This window comes from Wolbachia endosymbiont (group A) of Conops quadrifasciatus (assembly GCF_964027015.1).
In the GTDB taxonomy this organism is placed as follows: domain Bacteria; phylum Pseudomonadota; class Alphaproteobacteria; order Rickettsiales; family Anaplasmataceae; genus Wolbachia.
Genome location: NZ_OZ034722.1, coordinates 1168616 through 1194380 on the forward strand (window position 1 = coordinate 1168616; position 25765 = coordinate 1194380).

General features: G+C 35.3%; 17 protein-coding genes and 1 tRNA gene. 13 read left to right on the forward strand and 5 right to left on the reverse strand.

Annotated features, from left to right (window positions below; all coding sequences use genetic code 11):
- Entirely contained in the window at positions 1-1452 is a 1452-nt protein-coding gene (locus AAGD69_RS06090; protein WP_341812016.1) for a replicative DNA helicase, read from the reverse strand.
- 107 nt (positions 1453-1559) lie between these two features.
- Here AAGD69_RS06090 and AAGD69_RS06095 point away from each other — a divergent pair.
- Positions 1560-1642, forward strand: a tRNA-Leu gene (locus AAGD69_RS06095).
- Between the two features lie 24 nt (positions 1643-1666).
- Complete coding sequence (locus AAGD69_RS06100; protein ID WP_341812017.1) at positions 1667-2263, forward strand: RDD family protein; 597 nt, start codon at positions 1667-1669, stop codon at positions 2261-2263.
- A gap of 33 nt (positions 2264-2296) precedes the next feature.
- Here the strand turns inward: AAGD69_RS06100 and lysS are convergent, their stop codons facing one another.
- A complete protein-coding gene (lysS, locus tag AAGD69_RS06105) occupies positions 2297-3970 on the reverse strand; it encodes a lysine--tRNA ligase (RefSeq protein WP_341812018.1) in 1674 nt (557 codons plus the stop codon).
- A gap of 116 nt (positions 3971-4086) precedes the next feature.
- Between lysS and AAGD69_RS06110 the strand changes: the two genes are divergently transcribed.
- The 8 genes from AAGD69_RS06110 (at position 4087) to rsmD (ending at position 19563) form a co-directional block, all read left to right on the forward strand.
- Entirely contained in the window at positions 4087-4383 is a 297-nt protein-coding gene (locus AAGD69_RS06110) for a type IV secretion system protein VirB3 (RefSeq protein WP_253307377.1), read from the forward strand.
- Between the two features lie 9 nt (positions 4384-4392).
- A complete protein-coding gene (locus AAGD69_RS06115) occupies positions 4393-6798 on the forward strand; it encodes a VirB4 family type IV secretion/conjugal transfer ATPase (RefSeq protein ID WP_341812019.1) in 2406 nt (801 codons plus the stop codon).
- Positions 6791-9334 (forward strand): type IV secretion system protein, encoded by a 2544-nt coding sequence (locus tag AAGD69_RS06120; RefSeq protein ID WP_341812020.1) that lies wholly within the window; start codon positions 6791-6793, stop codon positions 9332-9334. Before AAGD69_RS06115 ends, AAGD69_RS06120 begins: the two co-directional genes overlap by 8 nt.
- Before the next feature lie 33 nt (positions 9335-9367).
- On the forward strand, positions 9368-11800 hold the full coding sequence (locus AAGD69_RS06125) for a type IV secretion system protein (protein WP_341812021.1): 2433 nt from the start codon (positions 9368-9370) through the stop codon (positions 11798-11800).
- Positions 11800-14808 (forward strand): type IV secretion system protein, encoded by a 3009-nt coding sequence (locus AAGD69_RS06130; RefSeq protein WP_341812022.1) that lies wholly within the window; start codon positions 11800-11802, stop codon positions 14806-14808. The genes AAGD69_RS06125 and AAGD69_RS06130 overlap by 1 nt, the downstream gene beginning before the upstream one ends.
- Positions 14809-14898: 90 nt before the next feature.
- On the forward strand, positions 14899-18279 hold the full coding sequence (locus AAGD69_RS06135) for a type IV secretion system protein (RefSeq protein ID WP_341812023.1): 3381 nt from the start codon (positions 14899-14901) through the stop codon (positions 18277-18279).
- Positions 18263-18895, forward strand: a complete 633-nt coding sequence (locus AAGD69_RS06140; RefSeq protein WP_341812024.1) for a hypothetical protein — start codon at positions 18263-18265, stop codon at positions 18893-18895. Before AAGD69_RS06135 ends, AAGD69_RS06140 begins: the two co-directional genes overlap by 17 nt.
- 119 nt (positions 18896-19014) lie before the next feature.
- Positions 19015-19563, forward strand: a complete 549-nt coding sequence (rsmD, locus tag AAGD69_RS06145; RefSeq protein WP_341812025.1) for a 16S rRNA (guanine(966)-N(2))-methyltransferase RsmD — start codon at positions 19015-19017, stop codon at positions 19561-19563.
- Here rsmD and AAGD69_RS06150 read toward each other — a convergent pair.
- The 3 genes from AAGD69_RS06150 to AAGD69_RS06160 form a co-directional block, all read right to left on the reverse strand.
- The gene (locus AAGD69_RS06150; protein WP_341812026.1) at positions 19560-20891 is read right to left on the reverse strand and encodes a hypothetical protein; all 1332 of its coding nucleotides are present in this window, start codon (positions 20889-20891) and stop codon (positions 19560-19562) included. The two genes, rsmD and AAGD69_RS06150, sit on opposite strands and share 4 nt — an antisense overlap.
- Before the next feature lie 99 nt (positions 20892-20990).
- On the reverse strand, positions 20991-21590 hold the full coding sequence (locus tag AAGD69_RS06155) for a COQ9 family protein (protein ID WP_341812027.1): 600 nt from the start codon (positions 21588-21590) through the stop codon (positions 20991-20993).
- 6 nt (positions 21591-21596) lie between these two features.
- Positions 21597-23150 carry a UDP-N-acetylmuramoyl-L-alanine--D-glutamate ligase gene (locus AAGD69_RS06160; protein WP_341812028.1) on the reverse strand — a complete coding sequence of 518 codons (1554 nt, stop codon included), beginning with the start codon at positions 23148-23150 and terminating at the stop codon, positions 21597-21599.
- An 821-nt stretch (positions 23151-23971) separates the two neighbouring features.
- On the opposite strand from AAGD69_RS06160, the gene AAGD69_RS06165 reads away from it, so the two are divergent.
- The 3 genes from AAGD69_RS06165 to AAGD69_RS06175 are packed head-to-tail and all read left to right on the forward strand — an operon-like array spanning position 23972 to position 25728.
- Positions 23972-24334, forward strand: a complete 363-nt coding sequence (locus tag AAGD69_RS06165) for a ferredoxin family 2Fe-2S iron-sulfur cluster binding protein (protein WP_341812029.1) — start codon at positions 23972-23974, stop codon at positions 24332-24334.
- Positions 24327-25367 carry a hypothetical protein gene (locus tag AAGD69_RS06170; RefSeq protein WP_341812030.1) on the forward strand — a complete coding sequence of 347 codons (1041 nt, stop codon included), beginning with the start codon at positions 24327-24329 and terminating at the stop codon, positions 25365-25367. Before AAGD69_RS06165 ends, AAGD69_RS06170 begins: the two co-directional genes overlap by 8 nt.
- Positions 25351-25728, forward strand: a complete 378-nt coding sequence (locus AAGD69_RS06175) for a cytochrome c-type biogenesis protein CcmH (RefSeq protein WP_341812031.1) — start codon at positions 25351-25353, stop codon at positions 25726-25728. The genes AAGD69_RS06170 and AAGD69_RS06175 overlap by 17 nt, the downstream gene beginning before the upstream one ends.
- Positions 25729-25765 lie beyond the last annotated feature (37 nt).

Here is a 25765-nt window from a genome sequence, read left to right on the forward strand (position 1 = left end):
CTATGAACTATGCCTCTCCGTGTAATCTTTAAATGCACCTCTGTTAGAGTCAAAATATAGCTTTACACTGCCAATTGGCCCATTTCTCTGCTTTGCAATAACGAGCTCTGCAATGTTTCTAATTTTTTCCATTTTCTCTTGCCATTCCCGATGTTTATTGTTTCCTTCATTTGGCTGCTTTCTTAATTCATAGTATTCTTCTCTATAGAGGAACATCACTATATCTGCGTCTTGCTCTATGCTTCCTGAATCACGTAAATCAGAAAGTTGTGGTCTTTTATCATCCCTCTGCTCAACAGAACGAGAGAGCTGAGATAGTGCAACAACGGGAATATTCAGCTCTTTTGCAATTGCTTTCAAACCCTGCGTCACTTCCGAGATTTCTTGTACTCTATTTTCATTACTTCTTTTTGTTGTTCCTCTGATTAGCTGCAAATAATCAATGAATACCACTTCTACATTATATAATTGATAAAGCAAGCGTATTCTGGTGCGAAGGGCACTAATTGATAGCGCAGGGGTGTCATCTATGATGAAAGGCAGTTCAGATAATTCTGTACTAGCATTGATAAATTCATGCAATTCAAAATCACTAATTCTCCCGGTTAATGCCTTATAATAACTAATCCCTGAATCTATAGTGATCAGCCTTGCGGTTAATTGTTCTGCTGACATTTCAAGTGAGAAAAACGCTACATAGTGTTGTTTATCTGCTCTTTTTTGCAACATCTTACAAGCATTAAGTGCGATGTTTAGCGCCAGTGCTGTTTTACCCATAGAAGGCCTTGCAGCTAAAATTAATAAATCAGATTTTTGTAGGCCACCAAGAAGCTGATTTAGATCTTGAAGTCCGGTTGTAACGCCCAGCGCTTCTGGATTATTTTTCAGTGTGCTGATCTTCTCAACTACGTCTTTAATTGAACTTGCAAGTTTTATATATGTTTTCTCACCTTGTTTTTTTACTGCTAAGTTGAACAATTTTGTCATTGCTTGTTCAATTTGCGCCTGTGCAGGATTTTCAATATCGTAGTTGTAGCTATCACCAACTATTTCTTGCCCGAGCTTAATTAAACATCTCCTTAAGTAAGTATCACGGATTATTCTAGTCAAACTATAGATATCGAGTGCAATACTTGCCTTTGCTGCAAGCTTTGCTAAGTACTCTACCCCACCACACTCGGTAAACGCTTGGTCGTTCTCAAAAAACATTTTGAGGCTTAGTTCATTGGCAACTATACCGTGTTTCCTGGTTTTGGATATCTGCGTAAAAATACTTTGATGTAATGGATCATAGAAATTTTCTGCTGTGATTGTGTCTTCAACTGCATCACAGATTCTATTATCACGAATCATTGCACCAATAAGCATCTGTTCAGCTTCTAAATTATGCGGTAATTTACATATTTCCTTATCTACACTTCTTGAACTGAGGAGACTAGCTAATTCATTCATTTTAAGTTTTGAGAGTAACTGTTGATTATTGTAGAATATTTAGTCCTCATTTGAAAGACATATAAAATTTGACTAATTCCGTGTTGCCTATAGCATTAAAACTTAATGCCCCTGTGGTGGAATGGTAGACACGGTAGACTCAAAATCTGTTGCTTGCAAAAGCATGCTGGTTCAAGTCCGGCCAGGGGCACGTTAAATATTGGAAAGTATATATATGTTACATAAATTTTTTAATCGTTTATTTTCTATTTTTTCTTCTATAAATGTTATTCAAAAGGTAAAGAAAGATGAAAATGGGATATGTTATGTAACAGGACTTAGGCGCTATATATCAGTATTGCTTGATTTGATTATTATCGTTTTGTTCTTGCAGTTTTGCAGCCAAGCCTTAAATAAGCTCTTTATGAACTCAGAGGATAGCAAAATATTAAGTCAAATTGCTGCAAAATACCAAATGCAAGCGCCACTGTCTGCAGAAGAAAAGACAACGCAGAGTAGACTTGTAAAATTACAAATCCTAAATCAAATAGTCCAATGCATTATGCTCTTTTGCTATGTAACATATATGTGGGTAAGGTTTGCTGCCACACCTGGAAAACTATTACTTGGGCTTAGAGTTGTGGATGCACAAACTTTCGAAAAGATGACCCTAAGACAAGCAACAAAGAGATTTTTTTCCTTTATATTGTCAGCTGCACCATTATTCTTGGGCTTTTTATGGTCAAATTTCAACAAACGCTGTCAAACTTGGCACGACAAGATCGCAGGCACAGTGGTTGTCATGAGTAAAAGCCTTAGAAGGCAGAACTAAAAACTAAAGAGCTCAAATGAAAGAAGGTAAACTCTAAAGTATACATTTAGTAGCGCTTTCTATGAGAGAAATCGTATTATCTATTCCATAAAGCTTTATGAAAGATCCCATTCTTGGACCGTTTTTTTGGCCAAGTAACGTTTCATATAATAGCTGAAACCAGTCACGTAAGTTGGTATAATCATATTTTTTTCCAATAGAAAATACCTGAGATTGAATTTCTTCAGCAGTAACAGTTGTAGATAGAGAATGTAAAGTGTCCTTCAAATCTAGTAACGCTTCTTTCTCTTTTGCATTTGGAGTTTTATATGATTTTGTTGGTTTGATAAAATCGTGGTAATACTTTACTGCAAAGTCTGAAAGTCTATCAAGCATTTTATTATTTTCTGGTGTGACGTTCGGTGCATAAGAGGATATAAAACCCCATAGGATCTCTTTGTTTTCAGCATTACAAGCCGTCGCTAGGTTTAAAAGTAGTGAGAAATTTATGCCTGAAGTTTCTATATTGGGAACATTGCCCTGGTGGATATGCCAGGCAGGGTTACATAACCTTGCTTCTGATGGCAATTTTGTCGTTAAAGCTTGCTTGCGCTCCTTAAATACATTCGAGTATTCTGCGGTGCTCACCTGCACTTCTCCTAGAAATTTCTCATTATAACCAGGTTCTGTATGAAATTTACTATTTGTGTTTTCCCCGTTGTTCTCGTTGTAACGTCTTACAAATTCTAAATATTCATCAGTTGATTTTGGTATCACATCAAAATATAAACGTTTAGCTTTTTTAAGGCTCTGAAAAATGTACAATGCTAAACTCTCTGTTGGTGCGTAAGTTAACCACTCTTCAATTGAAATGCCATTTCCTCTTGATTTTGATATTTTCTTTCCTTCTTTATCAAGGAAAAACTCGTAGCAAAACAGAAGTGGTGGCTTTTCTCCAAGTATTTCACATATTTGACTTGAAAGCACAGCAGATGGAATTAAATCTTTTCCGTGAGCTTCATAATTTACTCCCAATGCGGCCCACCTCATTCCCCAATCAGGTTTCCATTGCAGTTTACATTTTCCTTTTGTCACTGGAACTTCTATTTTTTCCCCGTTTGGGTCTTCATACGTGATTGTTCCTTTATCTGTATTTGTTTCAATTACTGGAACTTGTAAAACTTGGGAAGTTTTTGGGCATATCGGCAAGAATGGACTGTAAGTCTGCTGCCTTTCTTCCCGAAATGATGGAAGCATTACGTCCATCACTTTATCATAATTTTTCAGCAGGAGTAAAAGTTTTTCATCGTAAATGCCAGATTTATAATACTCTGTTGCACTCCTAAATTCGTATTCAAATTCAAACAAATCAAGAAATTTACACAACAACAAATTCATGTGATGACCATAACTCTCATGAGTGCCAAATGGATCGGGTATCATAGTCAATGGTTTATTTAAGTGCTCCCTTAGCATCTCTTGATTTGGCACATTATCTGGTATTTTTCGCAAACCATCCATATCATCTGAAACTGCAATGATTTTGGTTTTTATACCAGGAGCTATTTTTTTTAATGCATTTACAACAACTGTAGTGCGGAAAACCTCTCCAAAGGTTCCTATGTGGGGTAAACCAGAGGGTCCATAACCAGTTTCAAATATTATTTCTGTTTTATTAGGAAACTCTTGCAATATTTTTTCTGCTTCTTGAAATGGCCAACTTGTCATTATCTGAGTTAAATTATTAATCAATGTATCTTAACTTAAAGTGCTACTAGTTTCAATGGATTTTTAATATAATGATATAGTATTAGTGTTAGAGCTATTATTAGAAGGTTAAAGATATGTCCACAGGTAGTATACAAACAGATCAATTATTTAAAGGTCTTACAAGACCTGCAATGCTCTTTGGTGTGAGTTATATGTTTGCAATATTAAACGTCCTGATTTGCCTGCTAATTTTCATTAATTCAAATGATTTGAGAGTGATTCTCTTAATGTTACCAGGTATACATGGACTTGGCTATATAGCTTCTGCAAAAGAACCGTTGTTTATTGAATTATTTATGGTAAAATTAGGAAAGTGCTCGAAATGTTTAAATCGTTTTTATCATGGAGCCAATTCTTATGATATTGCTTAATGTTATGTGATGCTGAGGTTTAGGGCTATTCAATCAAAGAGTAAATCTACTCTGAGCAGGGAAGTTCACGCTGCTGAATTTATTCCTTATTCTTGCTATTGGAATAGCACAACCTTGATGACAAAAGAAAATTGGTTGGTTAAGGTTATAAAATTAAGTGGCTTTGCATTTGAAACCGCCGATGACGAGGATTTAGTAATACAAAATAATATCAGGAATCAGATGCTCAGAAGCATTTCATCTCCGGCATTTAGTTTGTATTTTCATACTATCAGACGTAAAAAAAATATTTTTTCTGATGAATTTGCAAGTCAAGATTTGCCGAATTTTTTCGCTAATCACGTAAATCTAAAATGGAGAGAAAAACACGCAACAAGGCAATCATTTATTAATGACCTATACATTACGATTATCCGTAGAGCAGACACAAAAGGAGTAGAATTTTTGTCATATCTACTAAAAAAATTCGGACATGTAACTTCAAAACATGCTTGGGAAAGTGATATGCGTGCTACGTATGAAGATTTAGAGGAAACGACAAATCGTGTAGTGACAAGCCTTAGAAATTATTCGCCTAAAATTCTTGGAGTAAAAGAAACTCCAGATGGTTTGTTCTGCGAAATAATGGAGTTTCTATCTAGAATCGTAAATTGTGGCTTCGTTACAAATACGCTTTTTCCGCTAAGAACTGAAATATCAAGATACTTACCAGTACATAGGTTATTCTTTGGCCGTAAGATGATACAGGTTGTGACTCATAATGAGAGTAAATATGCTGGAGTAGTTAGTATCAAAGAATATGGAAATCATACTTCTGCAGGAATGCTTGATTCGTTTTTACAACTTCCTTACGAGTTTATAATTACGCAATCTTTTCAATTTATAAACAGGCAAATGGCGATTGGAAAAATGCAGATACAGCAAAATCGAATGATACAGTCTGCAGATAAAGCTATTTCTCAAATAGCAGAAATTTCTCAAGCGCTTGATGACGCAATGAGTGGTAAGATTGCATTTGGTCAACATCACCTGACTATTTTATGTATAGAAAAAAGTCCTAAATCATTGGATAACGCTCTGTCGTTGGTAGAATCAGAGCTTTCTAATTGCGGTGTTTACCCTGTCCGTGAGAGAGTTAACCTTGAACCAGCATTTTGGGCGCAAATTCCTGGTAATTTCGATTATATAGTGAGAAAAGCTACAATAAGTAGTCTTAATTTGGCTGGATTTGCATCTCAACATAATTATCCTACTGGTAATAAATTCAATAACCACTGGGGAGATGCCGTTACAGTTTTCGACACGACATCTGGTACTCCATTTTTTTTTAACTTTCATATAAGGGATGTTGGACACACTATGATAATTGGCCCAACTGGTGCTGGTAAAACTGTTTTAATGAATTTCTTATGTGCTCAAGCGATAAAATTTTCTCCAAGGATATTCTTTTTTGACAAAGATCGCGGTGCAGAGATTTTCTTAAGAGCACTTGGTGGTATCTATACTGTAATAGAACCAAGAACTAAAACAAATTTTAATCCTTTGCAACTTGATGACACCTCTGATAATAGAACATTTTTAATGGAGTGGATAAAGTCTTTAATTTCGGTATATAATGATAAATTTACTTCAGAAGATATTGCACGAATTAATGATGCAATTGAAGGAAATTTTAAATTAAGAAAAGAAGACAGGTTCTTGAGAAACCTTGTACCGTTTTTAGGACTTGCAGGTCCTGATACTCTAGCTGGGGCAATATCTATGTGGCATGATAATGGTTCTCATGCTGCAATATTTGACAATAAAGAAGATTTGCTAGATTTTTCACGAGCAAGAGTATTTGGTTTTGAGATGGCTAGCTTGCTCAAAGATCCTGTTGCCCTTGGACCAGTATTGATTTATTTATTTCATAGGATTAGTATATCTCTTGATGGCACTCCATCTATTATCGTTCTTGATGAGGCATGGGCATTAATAGATAATCCAGTTTTTGCACCCAAGATAAAAGACTGGTTGAAGGTACTGAGAAAACTAAATGCTTTTGTGATTTTTGCTACTCAGAGTGTTGAGGATGCAAGTAAAAGTGCTATTAGCGATACGCTTGTACAACAAACAGCGACACAGATTTTTTTACCAAATCTGAAAGCTACTAGTGTCTATCGGGATGTTTTTATGTTAACTGAACGTGAGTATATATTAATTAAACATACAGATCCAAGTACTAGATTCTTTTTGGTGAAACAAGGAGTCAATGCTGTGGTAGCTAGAATAGACTTAAAAGACTTAGATGATATAATCAACGTATTATCTGGACGTGCAGAAAGTGTCATACTGTTACATGATATATTAAAAGAAGTTGGGGATAACCCAAAAGTATGGTTGCCTATATTTTATCAGAAGGTGAAAAATGTTTAAGACTAAGCTGTCATTGCTATTAATTGCAATATTTTTACTAAATATAGACTTTTTACTCTCATATCCAGTACTTGCAGATGAAGTAAGTGGTACTGACAAGACAGAATTTGTTAGTAGATTTAATTCTACTGGCAACTTTAGCCGTGCCTCTAACCCTGATTGTGGGGCGTTTAAAACAGCTGCAGCACTTGCTGGAATAGCGATTGCTGTTGGTACAATATTTACTGGCATTGTTTTGATCGTCTCTTCTTATGGTTTATTTACTGCTTTTGTTATTGTTGGAATGATAGCTGCAATTGTTGGAGTCTGGAAAGCAATAGGGGGGCTTGTTGTTTGTGAACATAGTTTTGTTAAACACCCAGTTGCGCGTGGTCATGATGGAAAATACAAAAATTTTAAATTAGAAGACACACGTTATAGTGGCTGTACCAATAAAAATTACCAAACAGAAGATGAATATTTTTCTTGTTTGCAAGATAAAGCTCGGGAAGACGTGAACAAAAAAGACTATGAAGGGAAAAGAGCAGAAAAAGAAGCCTTAAATTCTAACGTTCAGGAGAGTACAGAAAGTTATTACTGGCCAAAAAACGGTGTGCAATACAGTGAATATATAGAAGTATGTCATCGAAATCCTTTAACTTTTGGTAACCTTGATCCTTTTACAGATATACAATTTGATATTAGGGAGAAAGACACTGGATATGAAGGTGGGTCATGGTCACCGAGGGTTGATGGTGAGCTGAAATGTAAAGTTCTCAAAGCAGGACAGAGCGAACCCATACATGGAGCTACATTCAAAGCAGTGAGAAAAATGGGCAGATTGTGTGTGGAGTTAGCAAGTGTGAGAATGCTTGGTATCGAAATGACTCCTTGGCCGCAAGGGGTTGATATGGGGTGCACGGAATTGCCGCCTGATCCACTTGCTCCTATGTGTGAAGAATCTGTGATGAAATTCAAAAATAAAGATGGTACGGGTGAATATAGAGTTGATTCTAACGACCATAAAGATAAAGATTACAAAACTCTGATAAAAGACAAGGAAAAAGACGGAAAAATTTTTGTAGGTTACGACAATAAAGGCTGTTTTAGCTCATATGTTTCTGAAGCTTGTTATAACCAGGCTGGAAGTAAATCATTAGCTCCTATTCCCATAACTTCTATGATAGTGCAATGCATTAAGGAATCGTTAGATAATTTAGTGGCAGGTATTGATTCAAATAGCAACTCACTTAAGGACGAAAATGGACATGATAAGGGCAGTTTCTTGTCTGTAGCACAAGAAAAGCTGAAAAACACCGTAACTGCTGTTTTAGTTTTAGCTTTAATACTGTTCTCTATAAAAGCCATGTCTGGTGGAGTGCGTAGCCCACAAGAAATGTATATGTTGATTATTAAATTCGCTTTAGTGATTTACTTCACAACGGGCAGCACCATGTCTCATTATTATAGAGAATTAACTCGTCTCTCAAATGGTTTGTCAGAGATAGTGCTAAAAGCGTCATCTGAAAGTAAAGGCATATGTAATTATAAAGCAGGTACAGATTATGAATATACTCGTGCAGGAAAGAAGGTATCTTACAGTTATCTTGCACCTTGGGATAGGCTTGATTGTAGAATTTTATTTTATTTAGGTGCCCCTTTAGATGGAATTGGTGGCAAAATTGGTGATGGAGGTGTTGCAACGTTAGCAGTCTTGCTTGGTGCTGCTCCTGTATTGTTAGTTGCAGGTTCGGTAATCGGTATTATTTTTGCTGGTGGACAGATTTTAATAGCTCTTGTTGCTATATTTATGGCCATTCTGATGATGATGGTTATTTTGTGGCTGTGCTATGTATTTATTTTATCTCTAGTTGCTTTAAGTGTAATCATCATTTTATCACCTTTGTTCATTCCTATGGTTTTATTCCAACACACTAAAGGATATTTTGACGGCTGGGTGAAAGAGTTGATTACCTATAGTTTATACCCGGTTATCCTTTTTGCGTTTTTGTCCTTTATGTTCATAGCATGTGATAAAATCTATTTTAAAAATTTAAATTTTGAACTGGACAAGTCATATAAAAATAAACAACCGGACAAGTCATATGAAAAGAAACAAGCAGAAATCTCATATAGTAAGAAAAAACAGTGGTTTAAATTGAAAGATGGGGAATGTGATAAAAATGAAGCTACTCTTGCATGTATGATGCAAAATTATAGCTTTAAAAAGAGCAGCATACTTGGTCTATTCGACTTTACATACATGGAGTTTGGCAGCCCTCTCATCGGAGAATTATTAAAATTGTGTTTAGTATTATTCCTCTTTTACCACTTTTTAAACATTCTTCCTAACATGGCTGCCGAACTTGCTGGTAACCATAGAGCATCACTCGGTTCTGGTAGTACACCTGGACAAATGGTGGGCAAAGCTTTATCTGCTGCCAAAGCTGCTGCTGGAGGTGTTGGTCAAGCTGCTGCTGCGGCTGTCAAGAAGGCAAGAGATACTGGTGGAGGAGGTGGAGATAGTGGTAAAGGTTCCAGCGAAAAGATTAACTAAGGTGGCGGTGATGCTAGTTAAGGTAAGTAACAGATGCTTAAACGTTTAAGTAACCAAAACTTGGGTAAGCTATGCATAAGTTTTGTGATGCTTTTTTTATTGTCTGGATGCGGGGAGTATCACTGTATTAAGCCAGAAAATTTATCAGGTTTGCGTGAAAAACTAGATATAGTGTCAACAGAGCAGAAGTGGGTTGATTCTGGTGTTTACATCTCAGATGGGATAAAAAGCGTAACAGAGATTAATATAGTGCCTAATAAGGTTAATTTTTGTCCTAAGCAGTATGCAGATTTTGCAATTGGGCCTGGGAGAAATGACGTTATATTACCATTTGCACTTAAAAAAGGCGATACGATAAGCTTTAGTGTAATTGGTAGTAAAGTGTGTCAAGATAAAGAGGATGATACAAAAATCAGGTACGTGAAAATCGATGAAAAGTGCAGCGAACAAGAAGAGAAGTATTTTGCACATGTTTTAAATCGAGAAGGATGTCAGGATGGAATATGTCCTAATAAATATATAATAGGCGATGCGCAATGGTTGAATGGGCAAGAGTACTGGTTTTCGAAGTTAGATAAAGATGAAAGGAGAGAGGAGATTAAAAATGTCATCAATTCTATAAAACAAGAAGGGGGAAATATAGACTGCAGGGGGCTTTCAAGTGATCAGAAAAGCAAAATAGATACGCGCATTTTGAATTTACTCTGCGGACGTATATGTAAAATTCCTTCCGACAGCGGAAACAAAGGTTGCGCATATATTGAATACAATAGTATAGAAGGTGAGATATTCAATGCTTTAAATTCTAGTGGTGAATCTGTTATTGCTGAAACTATTAGTAACGTATTAAAGGAAAAACAGGTAAAAACTGACATTACACTATTACGTGTTCACATGGATGGTGAAGATTTTGAATACATTCCAACAGGTGGCATATGTACTAACTGTGATTATAAGATAGAAAAATACCATCGAACACCAAGTTTAACTTTTAGTTTATGTAGTAGAAATGACGAGCACTGCTACGATAGAAATGACAAAGGTGGTTTCAACATAAGAGTAACAAAGAACCATAGCCTAAAAAATAACTTGTATATACGCGTCTCTGACAAACTTCCTGAGCATAACCCTGATGAAACACAGGGAGATATATCTGTTGATATTAGCCAAGTTCATGATACTGAGTACATGGAAGGCTTAAAAGAAAAGTTAAAAGAAAAAAAAGGCACCATATATTATGGAATAAGAGACCATGGCTGCGATTACAAAAATGAAGGTCAGTTTAGCATTAACCTAACAACTAAAGAGCCACCTACAAGAACTTTTAGTGCAATCTATAATTTTTTTGACGAAAAAGTAAAAACTGCATTTTTTGGTTCCAGCTATAAAGACTCCAACGCGATTCACTCTGATACTAGTCCTGTAAAGCATCTTTACGAAAGTTTTGTAAAATCAAGCAAAACAAACACCATTAGATCTACGATAATATCGCTGTTAGTATTATACATAATCTTATATACGCTTTACTACTTTTTTGGATTAACTCATATTTCTATATATGAGTTTCTAATTATATGCGTAAAGATAGGAGTTATTACCCAGCTGCTGCAGGACAACAGTTGGAATTTTTTTTATAACAATGCATTTTCTATTTTTATTAACACCCCAAAACAGTTAATAGAAATAGCAAATTTCAGAGGCACTACTTCAAATGTTTTTGAGTTTCTTGATTTGCCGTTAAATAGATTTCTGTCATCGCATTCAGTATTGTTAATAGTATCTCTTATATTTTCTGGCCCTTTGGGCATTGTATCTTTTTGCTTGGTGATTTGGGGTTTAATCACAGTGAGCTTATCTATTTTTAATGCCTTATTTTCTTTTATTACATCTATAGCAATAGTTGCGTTATTGCTTTCTTTAACACCTATTTTTATTATTTGTCTTTTATTTGCGTATACTAGGCAGATGTTTCACAACTGGGTTAAAAATTTAGCAAGATTTGCGATTCATCCAGTAGTGCTTTTAATTTTTATATCACTGATAAGTCAGGTTATGGATTATATCATATATTCAGTATTTGATTTTGAAGTCTGCTCTACGTGTATACTTAGTATTAACCTAAAGATTTTTAACCCTTGTATCTTCTATGGTTATGCTTCCAAATATACACCTAATATTACCGCTATGATGGCTTTTGTTATTTTGGGACACGCTATGGAAGCTTTAGTTGAAGCTTCTTCGAAAATATCTGACTCGTTGTTTGGTGTTTATGTGCAAAACGAACCTGGAAAAGAATATCAACAAAGCTTAATGGGAACAGTAGGGTTAGATGAACAAAGCGTTCAAAGAAGAGGAGCAGAAGGCGGAAGAGGAGGAGGTGCTTCTCAACATTCAGGTGCATCAAGACCTCAAATACCGCAAAGGGCTCAAGGACCTCAAGGACCTAAGATACCAGGGGGCTCATAATGATAAGTAAAAGATCACTATTATTGATACTGTGTCTTGCAATCACTGGTTGTACTATGGATTGTGTTGAGCCTGGGTTACAGAGCAGAAACACCAGCGTTAATGTGGATGTTCCAGTTCATAAAGCAGATGAAGGAGTTAAAATTCATTGGGTTGATTCTGGTCAGATAATTAGCAAGGGTGAGGAAATCAAATTCACCCTTGATGGATCAGTAAATTTTTGCCCTTTTAAAGAAGACAAAAATCCAAGGAAAGTACTTGTGCCAGCTAGCTTTTGTGCTGATGGCTCAGAACCAAATTATAGTAAAGCTGCAAATATTAACGATGTGCCTAATAATTATGGCGTTGATGAAAAAGGCGTAAATGAAAACGAATTGTGCGGCGGTAAAGGATTTGGCAGCAATAGACGTTATGTAGACACTGGAATAAAAGTAAATCGTGGTGATAAGTTAAGCTTCAGCTTAGTTCCCAGAAAAATAACAATTGATTATGACAATCCAGGAGGGAAAGGTATCAGCTTTGATGACAATTGTTATAGAGCTGAAGAAGGAGTTGAAAAAGTGTCAGCAAGTGAAATATTGAATGTTAGCAAGCAAGAGGGAGAGGAATTTTTTTGTGAGGGCAAGGATGGAAAGAGAAATAAAATAAAATTTTTACCTCTTGATAAAACAAAAGCAAAGGAAAGCAAAGTGCTAGTTGGCAATGGGTATACCCCATATGATAATAAGGTACATTTTAATAAAGGTTATATTCAAGACAACGAACCATGGAGATATGGTTCACTACTTGATTTACGCCGCACTAAAACAGGATTGGAACAACTATGCGACGGAAAAAACTGCGATTTTAACGAGGTGAAAAAGTATAGCTCTTATGAGCTTAACTGTTACTATCAGAACATATGTTATACTAAAGAAGGTATATGTAATTGGAGTTTAGGTGAAAGAAACAAACGGAATTGTGTCTCTTCTATAAGGTATAAAAGATATGATAAAGACAATAAATGTGACATGTATTCTCACCTTAAAGAGGTTGAAGATAGACTTGAGAAGGTTAAGAAAAATAAAGGGGATCCCAAGCAGATTAACATTATTGATTTTGCATCAAACACTGAAGAAGATATTTCCTGGGCCGAAGCTCTTGTTGCAAAAGTTGGTGATCTTGGTGATCAAGATACTGCTAAAGGTATTCAATGTCTTCCAAAGGAAAGGGGTGCAAAAGGGGATAATGTGTGTTCACAAATTAGTGATAATTTTGAACATTTTTCCTTGAAATTAAATCATGACTATCCAATAGGAAGTGTAACACCTGGTAGCAGTGTGATGCTTGCCATTGCATATTATGGTCACTATGAAGCTAATAGGGGTGGGTACCATGTTAAAGTCACTAGATCATGTGAATACATTAATGGCGAAAAATTATATGTATATTTAGGTGATGAGCCACCTAAAGATTTGCATAGTGTGGGAACTAATGATTTCAAAGTGGTAGGAGTGAGAGAAAGAGTAAACGGAAAAGATGAGTACACCATATTAGATGTAATAAGCGGAAAACACTTTCAGAACGAAGAATCTAAGAAGATATATTTTGGTATTGATGTAAGCAACGTAGAGAGAGATGACATTACAGACAATGGCAAATATTACGAAAACAATAAGTATAGTGTAACTTTATTTGTCAAAAGAAAAATTAATGATTTTATTTCATCAAATATAAACGAGATATTTGGTTTTATGAAAAAAGAAGTAATTGGGGACAGCGTTAAAGATTCATACAAAGGATATGCAAGAGGTCTTCTTCAAGGAGTAAGAGCTTTGCTTACTCTATACGTTATATTTACTGTCGTTGGCTATATGCTTGGAACAATACAGCTAAGTAAATTTGATTTCATTGTAAGAATGTTCAAGATAGCATTTATAGCTTTTGCCTTTAGCGATAGAAGCTGGGAGCTTTTTGGTACAACTTTATCCAGACTTTTTATAGATGGTAGCACTTGTTTAGTTGATAGCTTTTCTGGCTATATAGGGAAAGGGGAGAGAAAATTTGCATTCTTAGACTTGACAGCAGGAGTATTATTCACAGCAGAAACTTGGTTAAAGTTTTTATCGTTGATGCTCTCTGGTCCTTTTGGCTTTATTGCATTTTTGGCAATACTCTACGCTACTTTTGCGTTTTTAAAATGCATTATTAGCGCTACGTTTAAATATGTAATATCTACTGTTCTAGTAGCGTTTTTACTGTCATTAACACCTTTGTTTATCGTGTTTATTTTATTTCAACAGACTAAACCCTTGTTTGATAACTGGATAAAAACGCTGGCTCACGTTGCAGTACAACCAGTTATTTTATTTTCATCTTTATCTCTTTTAAATCAGTTGATGTATTCAGTTCTATACAATCTCACAAATTTTTCTGCATGCTATCAATGTTTAATTAGCGTAAATTTCTTATCGTATGATCTGTGCTTGATGAAATCAATACTGCCTCTTGGATACAGTCCTGGCACTAATGTTGATGTTGCATTAAGTACCGGGGAAAGGGCTGGTGGGCACTTTGCAGCGTTGCCCATAGATCTGATCCAAGCATTTATGTACTTAATTATTGCTAGTGCAATGGAATCTTTTGTTTCTATATCGGAAGCTATGGCACAAGCACTATTCAGCTCTGGTTGGGGAGTTGCTGACAGTGTTGGTAACGTTGCCAAAAGCGCATCGCAATCTATACTGTCGGCTGTTGGCCTTGATAATAAGACCCAAGGTATGATACAGAACATTAGGCAACAAGTGGGTAAAGATCGGACGGAAGTTGACGTGAAGGATAATTCCATGGGCTCTAAATCTGAAATACCAGAACAATCAGGTAAGCAAGAAGGTCCTGATAAAAAGGAGAGGGGGAGCTCTAAACCTGAAGCACCAAAACAATCAGGTCAGCAAAAAAATCCTGACGAAACAATAAGAAGTGATCCTAGTGATAAAGCTAAAAACAAGGAAGGAAATGGAGAGAAGTAAGATATGAATGATGTTATGGAGTAACTAATTAAAAAGATATTTTAAGTAAAGTTTTAGAAATTTATTTCTATATTTGGAAAAAGTTTAGATATGCAATCACGCTTAGGCAAATGTTGGTTTAGGGTATTACTTCTTGCAGCTTATGTGCTGATCACAGGTTGTAGTAAGAACGATATGCCTTTTCCAAGGTGCATATCTGCTGACTATTTTGGTCCTGAACCTATTGCAGTAAGCGCTCATTTTTCAAGCGACCACGATGCGTTTATTCCAGAAGATAGAGAAGTTATTGATCCTGAAACTGGCGAAATTAATTCTGGTTTTCACCATAACCAAGTGGTGAAGTGGAAGGATACTGGACTCGAAACTAATGGAGATAGTTTAAAAGTGCGAGTTAATGGTGCATGGACATCTTGGGGTAATAACAATAAGAAAAAATCTGGAGGTAATTATAATTTGCAAAGTTTGGAGCAATTAAGATACGCAACGAAATTTGAAGGCAAGTCAGGTGATAATAGTCTACCTGACTTTCACTTAGTTTGTAATGATTATAAACCTAGGATACAAAAATTTTCAAGTAATCATAATGCAAGTTGCACTGTGAATTGTAAGTGCATTAATGAAGATAATAGCGCAAATACAGTATCACGTGGTGCTCCATGTTGGTTTACCAACGGTCATGGTGCTTACCTTTTGTTTCAAAGACCTGGTGACGATAATCCTAACAAAGATTTGAAATCTATGCGTAATCCTTCATCTCCTACTGTACATCTAGGTTATAACTCCACAGCTGAGGGCGACAATGGACTTTTTACTTTAGACAGAGATAGCACTAAATTAAAGGACGAAAATTGTGATGCATTGGAGTTAAAAAAGGGATGGAAAATATATGTAAAAATATTAGATAGATATTACTTAGATAATGTAGGTGGCTACTCTTTTGAGTTCTTAAGTGGAGTGCAGCAGCCAAGTAGTTTTGGGTTTTTTGATTACATTTATAACTATCTAAAATGTGCATTATTGATTAACGAAAATTGCAAAGAACATTTTAATAGCAATGATCCTGCAGTTGCACAAGCTATGTTCAAAAACATAGCTGAAAAAAGTACGAGCTTTCACAATTTTGTTCTTTCCTTGCTTGTTCTATTTGTAGTGATTTCATCGCTTCTTTATCTTTTTGGTATGATACGAGAAACTAAGCACGATATGCTCATCAGAATGATGAAAATCACTCTAGTAATAGTGCTTATATCTCCTGGAAGTTTTAGATTTTTCTATGATCATTTTCTTGTTTTATTTGTCAAAGGTCTTGAACAATTGATAAGCATAATTACTAATTTTGCTCCCAACATGAACACCGGAGGTAATTCAAACGTTGCTCAAGGAGATGAAGCTGCCCGTATTAAATTGTTCAGCTTCATGGAGGATATGTTCAATAAGTTTTTTGCTTATTCTGTTTGGAAAAAGTTTGCAGCGTTTTTACATTACCAAATGTGGGCAAGCTTACTTATGATAGCAGCAATTTTCATAGGGATAGTTTTATATTTCTTGCTGTGCTTATATGCTTACATAATATTTCTCTCTGGTTTTATGGGTATAGCTTTTCTTATAGCTATCATGCCATTGTTCCTGATCTCTATTTTATTTTCACCGCTGAAAAGTCTGTTTGAAGGTTGGATAAAATTCTGCATCAGCTTTTGTTTACAGTCGATTATGATATTTGCTCTCTTGTCATTACTGGCTTCCATTATAATGAATACCTTTTATAGGCAGTTAGGTTTTACTGTATGCTACAATAAATGTTTTGAGGTAAGGTTATGTGCTCCAAAATGGGTGTTTGGCGGTTTTTGTATCGTTGATAAGCAGTACTTTGGTTGGACCCCAGGGCAAATTTTCGTACCTTACACTCTTGGAGAAGCTTCTCCGCTGAACGTAGATAAGAACATAGAAGGTATAGAAAAGATAAGCAGAGAAGGTGGTACAATAAAATTTACTGGCGGTGCTGGGTATATCCCTCTTCCACCGGATTACATTGAAAAAGGTTTTCGTTATATAGATTACCCTTTCTTTAACCCAATTCCTGGTACTAAAAAGAATCCAGCAGACCACTATATTGCGGAAAGTGATATGATAGTTAGTAATGGCTGTAGTGCAAAAGATCTAGTACGCTTAACAAATAGTTTATCACATGCAGTGGACAAGACTGATATCTTATTGCTGATTAATAGTATAGATAGAGGAATAGATATAGACAGTAAAATAAGAGAATTTTACTGCAGGTCAGTAGATGAGAAATGCAGCAATTATCGGGAGATGATGAATGATTATAGAAATGGTATCATAAGACCAGATCTCAAAAGAGAGATAAAGTCTTTGGTGCAGGATGTTATTAGACGAGAGCCACATTGCCAATTACAGGATTTGCACAAATTATATAGGGATCCCAACAGTGAATACTGTCAGAAATGTAAAGATTGTGAGGATTGCAAAAATTATCAAGAAAATAGTGATTACCAAAGGGTGCAAGACATACAGAAAGGTTATTTAATCAATGCAGGGGAAATCTTTATATTATTCTTGCTTTCATTTTTAATGTTCTCTTTACGCGAGTTCGTACAACAAATGGGCTCAAGTATAGCTGGTGGTGGATTCAGCGTTTACAATATATCTAAAATGTATGAAGCATCGCCTTTGGTTGGCATAATGGAAGAATTAAAACGGCGTTATTGGCAAGACGCAATTGGTGGAAAACTAGAATCTTTAGGTAATTGGGCTACTCATTTACCGGATAGATTAGCCGGAGGTACAGCTAATCTGCTGGGGAGAATACCAAGAGTTGGAGGAGTGCTAAAATACGCTATTGATGTGCCACGTAAATTTGTAGGTACTACTATTGAAGCAACGAAGTTTGCAACATCGCCTGAAAATGATATTGACAAGCTTGAGGAAAAAATTTACAGGGCATTTGGAGTTGATAAAGAAGATATTACACATAGAAGGATTGGTAAATATTTAGATTATTATAAAGGATATGTAGGGTCACATTTGGGCTATACAATAGAAGATGCTATGAAGTTTACTTGGGAGCATGGCCTTGATTCTATAGGAGTTAGCCACCGTACAGGAGAAAAAGATGGTTACCAAGGTAATCTGCTCTGTAGAGCAAAATCGCATAGGCGAGATTTCTTAGAAAAACTTCATGATTACACTATCGGACGTAAGAGAGAACCAGAAAAAGACAAGCTTGATCAACCACTAAAGGAAGATAAGTCTGATCAATCAAATGAATTAGCACGAGAGTTAGGCACAGAAAAATACACTAATACTCCGGAAGCTATAGAAAAACGTGCTGAAAGAGCTAGAAGAAAAAAAGAAAGAGATCGAGAAGGCGAAAATTACGACACCTCATTACTTTTTGGAGAAGATACAGAACGTGAGAATAATGAAAGGGGTGATAATGACGAAGAATCATAACTTTAAAGGATTAAATTATTATGGTCTGCAGCAAGACGGTGATGGTAATATAAAGTTAAATGACTACGATGACATTTTAAATGCGCGTAGGGCAAGAGTAGATCTACTATTAGACAACACACCAGACAACAATATCGACCTCACTAAATTAAATAAAGCTTTGAGTGAGAAATTTGTAGATAATCATAGTTTATTGTCTGAATTTGATAAGGAAGACAAAGAGATTGCACAAGAAAGGCTTAAGGTGTTTAGTATTTTAGAAAGCCTTGAAGACCTTAAAAGCGTGAAAAGTGAAGATCTATTAGAGATTAGTTTATTACTGTCGGATCTTAGCTTCATAGAGAGAAATGTTGTACTAAATACCGATCAGAATTCTGATCTCGCAGAATTTAAAAGTCTATTTATCGAAAAAAAGGCATCTGGCGAAGAGTATAGTGATGAAGAATGTAAAAGCTTTCTCGATAACATAGATAAAATTAATACTATAATTAAGCTGGAGTTAGAAAGCAGAATTGAAGGGATAAATCATGATGAAAGAAATGATTATGGTGGTTTACAAGATGAGATTGGTCAAGCAATTAATGCAGTAAGCAAATCAGAAAAAAATAACGGATGAGTTTTGTGTTTGTGTTTTTCTTACAAGCGACTCGATAGCTTCTCTCTATTAAACTGCTAAAGCCATATTGACATTAATCATATAGTATAAATAATTAGTTATTTTGGAGCTTATTTAGTATGCTACGCATCATTGCAGGCAAATATCGCGGAAGAAAAATAACTACAGGTAAGCATTTAGCTGCACGGCCAACTATGAGTGTTGTCCGAGAAGCAATATTTAGTATACTTTCCTCAAGAAAACCTATTTATAACTTGAATGTACTTGATTTATTCTGCGGAAGTGGCTCTTTTTCATTTGAAGCACTTTCTCGCAGCGCTAAACATGCATTCATGTTGGATTCAGATTATTACAATTTGCAACTGCCTAAAAAAACAGCAGAAGATTTTGGAATTACGAACAATGTCACGCTAATTTGTTGCAGTGCTAACAAATTGCCACAACCTATTTCAAAGTGCGATGTAGTTTTTATAGACCCACCTTACAATAGCAATCTAGTTGAATCAACGTTGAATGGACTAGCTCACTCAGGCTGGTTAAGTGATGATGCATTGATAATTCTAGAGATTAGGAAAAACGAAGGTTTTGAGTGCAATAAAAACTTTAGTATAATCTTGGAACGTACCTATGGTATAGCAAGAATAATTTTTCTTTCTCTATTAACTTAAACTTGCATATACTCTTCATTGATGGGTTTCAGTTCTATTTTCTCCAAGCTTGTGAAGATACCACTTACTCTGTACTTCTCTAGATCAAATTTTTTATTAAATTCACCTTCCAACAAATATTTATGTGCTTTTTCGATAAACTGCTTCACCTCTTCTTTGTAGTTTGTTCCATTATTGTTATCCTGACGGTGAATAAAATGTTCTTTGTAATCAGTATGAATATTCTTATTCTCGCAAGGTATTGCAGGATCATGTGCAAGCACTATATTTCTTCTTAGCCTTTTTGTGGTGGATTGATCTTCAAGTTTACCAACAAGTTGTATTTCCTGTGGAATCACAGTATCGCCTTTCCTGCCAGCAATTAAGACAGGGCATTTTGTATCCTCTACAATTTTTCGTGGATTAAAATCTAATTCACATCTCCCAAACCAACGATTCAAGAGCATTGAGGGAAGCCATTTCACTAAGCTCTTAGGAGAATCTCTGACTGTCTCCTTAAGTGAGCTATAAGAGTTACTATGAATTAGCGTTAAATAAATCCCTTGCTTTTGAAACCTTTTTAAAACTTCTGCTGCAACTCCTCCTCCAAGAGAATTAGTATCCAAAATTATATCGTTTGGATGCACACCTTGTACAAGCAACATGTTTACCATTGCCATTCCAGCTTGAACTAACTTTTCACCGTTTGTTAGAAAATTATATAGCGCTACAATTTTCTTTCTTTCCAAGAGGAACTCTACAATATCTTCTATATCTTTATTTTCTCCTAACTCTTGATCGTGAGCTTTTGCATTTATTGCTGGATTTTCACCTGTGAGTTCTTTTTTATAACACTTTATCCACTCAGGGCTGACTTCACTTTCCAAAAAGCTTTTAATTCTGTGTACTACAAATCTCTTCTTAATAAAGTCAAAAAACATCCATAAGCAAACTACAGCAAAGCACACAGTAGCCAAAATTGATAGCACTACTGATGCAAAAGCTAACCCTGTAAGCACCTTTTTTGATTTTTGATTCTGGTATGCCAAGTATAACGATACAATAGAAGCAGTAGACAATATAGCAGAACATAACCATAGTGATACTATTCTCCTTTTGAATTTTTTTTCTTCAGCATTTAATTCTTTTTGAAAGAATTCTGAATTAACAATTCTAGAGAAATAGGGATAGTCAAAATAATGCTTAACTAACTTACTTTCTTGCCCCTTAGGTGCATCTTTACCAAGAGCATTAACCTTAATACACCCAAGTACTCCAAAAAAGTTTATCACGTGTTTTGCATTTTCTTCTGGCCTGATATTACCATTGGTGTAATAAATAACTTTCATTTTATTGTTAATAAATATTAAGCTATTTTAACATAAAGATCAAAAAAAAATCAAGATAGTTTTAGAATATAAATATGAATAACCAGTATGATGAAAAGCTTATAAGAAATTTCTTATGATTCCTTTTAAGCGAGTTTTGAATTTTTGAAATGTCATGACATTGTTAATACGGTTATCAAGAAACGATAAAGTATCCGCAAAATCTTCTGAATAATCATTGATAAAAAAAAGTATCGTACTTAAGCACACTCCAGCTAATATTGCTCTTTTTGTATAGTAGTTAAAATCTGTTGATTGATCATGAATGCCATACCAAATCGCGCTAATAGTTCTGTATAAAAGTTTACTAGAAAAATATGTATTTTTTGGTGATACAGAGAATAATAAAACATTTTTTAAAAGTTCTCTATAATTCGGTAGCTTAGCGTAGTTTGAAAGGCGTATTTGAATAGCTAACTTTATTCGTTCTCGTACCCTCATAACCTCTAAATTAGAATTTCTTAGTTCAGCCTCCATTGAGCTATTTAAGTTTTCTGCTATGTGCTCCAAAGCACTATATATTCCATTCTGAAATTTGCAAAAGCTATTAGCTAGATTAAGGTCTGTGCACACCTTTAATAGGGTTTCATCGCTTATCCCTTCAAATGGAATAACCCTAATTAGCTTATCTATTATTAACTTTATTTCATCTTGTTCCACGCAACATTATACTAAACAGCATGTGTGATTGTACCTGAGATTTTCAAACATTCTACAAAATGCTTCGCCGCGTTCCTCGAAATTTTTCCATTGATCAAAAGAAGCACACGTGGGAGAAAGTAATATTGTTACTTCTTCTTCGCTATTTATGGCCTCTTCAAAAGCTAGTTTAAGTGCGTTTTTCAAATTGCAACATTTCACGAAATCTACTTTATTCTCCATAGTATTTGCAAAGGCTTCGGTTGATTCCCCAATAAGAAAAGCTTTTCTAATCCTTGTGAAATGCTTGCTTAATGATTCTATTCCACCTTTTTTGCTTCTTCCACCAACGATCCAATTTATGTTTTCATAAGATAAGATCGCCTTTTCGCTCGACTTGGCATTAGTTGCTTTGCTATCGTTCACGAAAAACACATTTCTTATTTTGCCAAGCAGTTCATTCCTATGCCTCAGTCCTGAAAAGGACTTGATTCCATTGATAATAGTGTTGCTATCTATTTTAAGCAGCTTACATACGGCATATGCGGCTGCTATGTTTTCTGCGTTGGATATTAGGTTTATTTTCACGTCGCTTACTGATAAGCTATGATTCTCTAGTTTTAACGAGATCTTCTGGATCCCAGTGCCCCTTTTGTCATCCAAGTAGCTGACACTGGGATCCAGATAATTTCGATCTATACCAGTAATCTGTTCACTATAATCAAGCAAATTGTTACCTGCCAATGATATTAGATCTCTTGCACCACCCTCTGTCATCTGAGTAGTTGGCAATGGTTTTTCTTTTCTGGATTCCAGCGTCACGCGCTGGAATGACACCGGGGAATATGTTACTGAAATTGGAATTTTGTTTCCAGTAAATTTGTTGAATATATCAGCAGTAATCTCATTGTCACATCCTATCACAGCAATCTCACTACCGTTTATCAGTTTTAATTTAGTTGCTATGTAATTCTCCATACTTCCATGCCTATCTATGTGATCTGGTGTAATATTGAGCAGTGCTGAAATGTCCACGTTAATTTTATTCATCAGCTCCAATTGAAAAGAGGAAAATTCAATTACATAAATTTCTGCATCTCTTTCTAGATCCAAAACAGTAACACCTAAATTTCCGCCAATAGCCACTTTTTTCCCTGCAGATTTTAATATGTGCCCTATTAGTGATGTAGTGGTTGATTTACCATTTGTTCCTGTGACGCCTATTACCTTCTGGTTTGTAGTTTTAGCTTCAAGAAATAGCTCAATGTCTGATTTTATTTTGCAATCAAAGCTTCTTGCAAGTTTTACTATCCAATGTGGCTCTGTTGGCACTCCAGGGCTTAAAACCAATGCACTGATCTCATGCCAATTATATTCCTTGGGATGAATAAAATTACATTTTTTATACATCATTTTTGCGTTTGCTATTTGCTCTTCATGATCATCCCATGCATATACTCTTGCACCACTCTTTATCAGAGCGTTAATGACGGATAAACCAGTTTTACCAAGACCAAAAACCGCGACGTTTTGATTTTTGTATTTGTTTAGTTGCACTGCTAGATAACTTATGCGAACCATTTTATAAAGATATCGTACAAACTACAACAGACTTCTTGCATAGGTTACAACTGTCATTCAGTAGAAACGAAAAACTTACTTGACACCCTCCGCCAGCCCCCTTATTATGATAATAAGGGTATTTATGACTCAAAACTTGTTTTTGACCTGCAGGCTCAATGACAAAATTCAGTAAAAAACTTAGGGTATTTTTTGGCGGATTACATAAAATTATAGCGGCTGCATGTCTTTTAAATTTTTTCTACATTCAGCCAAACCGCGCTTAAACTAAGCGTCAGCACATTATTACAGCGCCAATTTAAAGTATTAGAGAGTCAAAACTTGCACCACGGGAGTTCTTTGCCTTTTTTTTCTCCCTGGTAAATTTCTTAATGTTTGTAGCTAAAGCAATTTAAGAGACCGAAAATGGTGTCATTCCAGCGCGTGACGCTGGAATCTAGTCTTTATTATGCAGCCACTTATTTAAAGTTAAGTTTTCTGGATCCAAGTAGTCAGGGCACTGGGATGACACCTTGACGATTTGAAGAATCGTCATCCCGCTACGTGTTAGCGGGATCTAGAGATACCGTGACGGTATGACGAGGGAGAACAGTTGCTACGTGTTAGCGGATGAGATACCGCGGCGGTATGACGTAGAAGCTATACTTTTATACTCACCAACTCAGTATCCAATCTGGATCCAAGTAGTCAGCTACTTGAATGACAAGAAAGGAGTACTTGGATGACAAGAAATAGGCACTGGAATTGCAAAGAGTTTGCAAATGTTAATTGTTACCTGTAGAATACAGAGAAATTAGTAAGAATTTTAATAGGGAAATAATATGCCATCTGTTACTTTTGTTTTACCTGATGGGAGTAAGAAAAGCTATGAAGCTGCAGAGGGAGAAACTCTGCTTAATTTAGCCCACAGAAGTGATCTAGATTTGCTTGAAGGTGCATGTGAAGGTTCTCTTGCTTGCTCTACATGCCACGTGATTGTTGATCCAGAATTTTATGATGCTGTAGAAACGCATAATCCCATATCTGATGAGGAAAATGATATGTTAGACCTAGCTTTCGGCTTAACAGAGACGTCGAGGCTTGGATGCCAAATAAAAATCACAAAAGATATCGACGGTTTGTGTGTAACCATACCAAAGGGTACAAGAAATATATCATTAGATAAACAGGGGAATCATGCGTAAGGTTTTTATCTATATTATCCTCTCTTTACTTTTGTTTATTCCTGTAGCGTATAGTGGTTTTTGGTATTTTTCTGCATGTAAGGTAAAAAATCTTTTAGCTGAAACAATACTATACATTAACGACGAAAAGTTCGATATTTCACATGATTTTAGTGGATTTCCTTCTAACCTAATTTTCCGTGTGACAAACCCAAAATTTTCCAATGAGCAATTAACCATCTCATCTGATGCTTTATTGATAAAAAATAGATTGTTTGATAAATCAGTATATATCTACATACCAAGCAATGGAGTCAACATTGCTGTTCATGGTGATGAGAAAAAGAATATAAAATGCCACACAAACGATAGCAGCCACTTTGTTGTTAGACTAAATGATTTACCATCTTCATTGCAATTCAACAGAAATAGTACCGTGATAGACTATATAGATACACTTCGTTACGAAGATTATGGATTAAAATGTGATGTTTCAGAAAATCAGCAAAGTGTTATAACTGAAGTGAATGATAAAAGCAATTACATTCAATTTCACCTCGATAAAGAACCAAGTGGAAATACTAAACTAGGATTTGATTTTTATACTTATCGGTATAAAAATACTGCAAGTCCTGAAAGTTACCTTAGTATCGACACTAAATTTGATTACGAATTTGTAAACCACATCTCAGCTTCCAGAGTTAATTTCAACATAGAGAAATTTTTAATTCAAAGTAATAATTTTTCTCTTGCTGCAGATGGTGGAATGCAAAATTATAATTTGGTTACGTCTTCATTTAAAGACAAAATCAACGTGGCTATATCAAATTATAAAGAATTAATCTCGTTTATGATTGGTGACTCAAAAACTTCAGATGCGTTTGAAAAATTAATGTCTTCCTTATCAGAAAAAACAACTGATGACAGCGTTCGATTTTCAATAAAGTACGATGATGATGTAGAGTCAAGCTTTATTGGAAAGTTATCCACCACTGATTTTATGAACCAACTCAGTAAAATAACCCAATTAACCAAGGATGAGAGCAGTAGTTAGTTTACTTTTCATATTGATATTTCACTCAGGCGTAAACGCTTTTACTCTGGATAATAAACTCAGAGATAAAAGCATGGAAAAACGAGCAACCAGTTTATTTGAAATAATAAGGTGTCCAATATGTTCTGGCGAATCATTGTCTGAATCTGGATCTCAGATTGCGTATGATATGCGAGAAGCAATTCGTAAAAAAATCAATTATGGATACACAGATGAAGAGATAATCTCAGAGTTAAAAAATTCTTACGGCAATTCAATTATAACTACCCCACCTAGCACTTACATTTTGTGGTTTATTCCACTCACAACTCTGCTTATTGGGTGTTTTCTAATACAAAGATACATCAATACAACCTCTTAAACCTTTTATATATAGCTAAAGTAACTTAGGTTTACCG

Excerpts from the sequence above, each read along its gene's own strand:
- AAGD69_RS06115 (WP_341812019.1), top strand. The coding sequence starts at position 4,393 with ATGCTGAGGTTTAGGGCTATTCAATCAAAGAGTAAATCTACTCTGAGC.
- lysS (WP_341812018.1), bottom strand. The coding sequence starts at position 3,970 with ATGACAAGTTGGCCATTTCAAGAAGCAGAAAAAATATTGCAAGAGTTT.
- AAGD69_RS06150 (WP_341812026.1), bottom strand. The coding sequence starts at position 20,891 with ATGAAAGTTATTTATTACACCAATGGTAATATCAGGCCAGAAGAAAAT.
- AAGD69_RS06165 (WP_341812029.1), top strand. The coding sequence starts at position 23,972 with ATGCCATCTGTTACTTTTGTTTTACCTGATGGGAGTAAGAAAAGCTAT.
- AAGD69_RS06135 (WP_341812023.1), top strand. The coding sequence starts at position 14,899 with ATGCAATCACGCTTAGGCAAATGTTGGTTTAGGGTATTACTTCTTGCA.
- AAGD69_RS06125 (WP_341812021.1), top strand. The coding sequence starts at position 9,368 with ATGCTTAAACGTTTAAGTAACCAAAACTTGGGTAAGCTATGCATAAGT.
- AAGD69_RS06090 (WP_341812016.1), bottom strand. The coding sequence starts at position 1,452 with ATGAATGAATTAGCTAGTCTCCTCAGTTCAAGAAGTGTAGATAAGGAA.
- AAGD69_RS06140 (WP_341812024.1), top strand. The coding sequence starts at position 18,263 with ATGACGAAGAATCATAACTTTAAAGGATTAAATTATTATGGTCTGCAG.
- AAGD69_RS06100 (WP_341812017.1), top strand. The coding sequence starts at position 1,667 with ATGTTACATAAATTTTTTAATCGTTTATTTTCTATTTTTTCTTCTATA.
- AAGD69_RS06160 (WP_341812028.1), bottom strand. The coding sequence starts at position 23,150 with ATGGTTCGCATAAGTTATCTAGCAGTGCAACTAAACAAATACAAAAAT.
- AAGD69_RS06130 (WP_341812022.1), top strand. The coding sequence starts at position 11,800 with ATGATAAGTAAAAGATCACTATTATTGATACTGTGTCTTGCAATCACT.
- AAGD69_RS06110 (WP_253307377.1), top strand. The coding sequence starts at position 4,087 with ATGTCCACAGGTAGTATACAAACAGATCAATTATTTAAAGGTCTTACA.
- rsmD (WP_341812025.1), top strand. The coding sequence starts at position 19,015 with ATGCTACGCATCATTGCAGGCAAATATCGCGGAAGAAAAATAACTACA.
- AAGD69_RS06175 (WP_341812031.1), top strand. The coding sequence starts at position 25,351 with ATGAGAGCAGTAGTTAGTTTACTTTTCATATTGATATTTCACTCAGGC.
- AAGD69_RS06170 (WP_341812030.1), top strand. The coding sequence starts at position 24,327 with ATGCGTAAGGTTTTTATCTATATTATCCTCTCTTTACTTTTGTTTATT.
- AAGD69_RS06120 (WP_341812020.1), top strand. The coding sequence starts at position 6,791 with ATGTTTAAGACTAAGCTGTCATTGCTATTAATTGCAATATTTTTACTA.